Origin of the sequence: Rossellomorea aquimaris (assembly GCF_003315075.1) — a bacterium.
Lineage (GTDB): Bacteria > Bacillota > Bacilli > Bacillales > Bacillaceae_B > Rossellomorea > Rossellomorea aquimaris_C.
The window spans coordinates 1-1827 of record NZ_QNRJ01000042.1 but is presented as its reverse complement, the minus strand read 5'-3'; the positions used below and the strand labels follow the sequence as shown (position 1 = coordinate 1827).

General features: G+C 41.5%; 1 protein-coding gene. It reads right to left on the bottom strand.

What is annotated here, in order from left to right:
• Nucleotides 1-416: 416 nt before the first annotated feature.
• The gene (locus tag DET59_RS21295) at nt 417-1703 is read right to left on the bottom strand and encodes an IS110 family RNA-guided transposase (protein WP_113971587.1); all 1287 of its coding nucleotides are present in this window, start codon (nt 1701-1703) and stop codon (nt 417-419) included.
• Nucleotides 1704-1827: the final 124 nt, after the last annotated feature.

The window sequence follows — 1827 nt, the reverse complement described above, 5'->3', positions numbered from 1 at the left end:
ACTCCCTCTATAAAGAAAGAGATAACTCTTGTTCTCTCGCTTATTCTCAATATTCCTAAGAGATTTATATAGCTAAGACATTCGAAGTATGGATAGATGTTGAAAGTAAGGGTAATTTTGGGCATAAAGAGAAAAAGAAAGCTAGCCCACCTAGCCACTTCTATCCAAAAAGTGGTTAACTAGTAAAAGTATGGTCGCACTGGTGGATCTCCACATTTCTCACGGAGGTCAACCCTCCCATTTCTCACAGAGTCTATGCTCTAAAATTCCTTCGTCCAACCTTTCCATGAGGTGGATGTCAGTGATGCTGCCCGACAGGGTCTATGCCCGCACTTTAACTGTTTTACTGACTAATCCGTGCTTCAAATGTCTATGACTGTAATCTTTAGAAACATACATAAAAACAACGGTGAAACTTAAGCTGCGGCCTGTAATGAAGCCAGATGAGGAATGTCTTTTAACATTCTTTCTTCACTAAATTCACATTGCTTTGTACCAATCGTAAATAAGATACGTATTAGCTTGTTACAGATGGCAATCATGGACTGCATCTTCTTCAAGGGATTACTCTGTCGAGTAGTATAATAATGATGTAAAGCTTTAAAGGCGGCATTTTTGGCGACCAACGGCATAGCTACTCGGAAGAGGAGAGCTCTGAGTGCCTTCCTTCCTCGTTTCGTGATTTTCGTTAGTCCCTTATGCTTTCCGGAGGTATTCTCCTTCAAGTTAAGTCCAGCTAATTTGATGATCTGGCGGGGATGGGAGTAGTTCCTTATGTCTCCTACTTCCGCAAAGAACCCTGCCACTGTATCCTTGCCAATTCCGGTGATCGCTAACATCTGTGGAACACCAGGGATTTGTTCAAGAAGCCCCTCTATATCAGAATCTAATTCTTCGAACCTTTCGACAACCAACTCATACTTTTCTAGTAAAGTGCGAAGCTCTAATTTAGCCATCTTTGAACCTTCACGAATGCCGATTGAATCTTTGGCAGCTCGTTTCAACTCATGAATCTTACGGAGTCCAACTGCACGTTTTACTGCTTTTCTGAGATGAGTCAGGATGTCTTGATCCGATATATGTTCCAGCTCTTGTGGTAATACATTCAGCTTTAATAGTTGTAGTGCTGATTTCCCTTCCCAATCCTTAAAAACGGTTAGGAATTCAGGGAAATAGCGGTCTAGCCAGTTGTGAATCTGCCCTTGAAGCATCTGTAAATCAACAGACAAAAGGTCGCGTATTTTTCTGGCCACACGAAGTTCTGCATAAACTCCTTGCGGAATTTGTGGTTCAGCGTACCTTCCGTCCTTGACTAACTGGGCAATCACTTTGGCATCTTTGACATCATTTTTAGTTGGTGAATTGTCATCCAACTCTTTGGATTTCTTTACATGCATGGGATTCACCACCACAAACTTAATCTCTCTCTCCTTAAGGTAATGAGCTAAGTTTAGCCAGTAATGACCTGTTGGTTCCATGCCTATAATCAACTTGTCCATCTTATTTTGGTCCATCAGCTGCTTGATCCAGCTTAAGAACAGATCGAAGTGAGCGTGGGAGTTTTCAAAGTGACACGGGGTTCCAAACTCCATTCCCCTGAAATCTTGAGCACGCGCGACATGCTTGAATTTCGCAATGTCTACTCCTATAATTAGTGTTTGAGAAGTAATTTGAGCAATCTTTTCATTTTGGTTATAATTCATGTTGAAAGCCTCCTGGTAGATATGATTTTGTCCGTTTTGCTTGCCGGCTCAGGACACTCTTATCATACCAAGAGGTTCTTTTTTTGTTCAAACTCTATTTTTCTTCATAACAGGAATGCTGCCC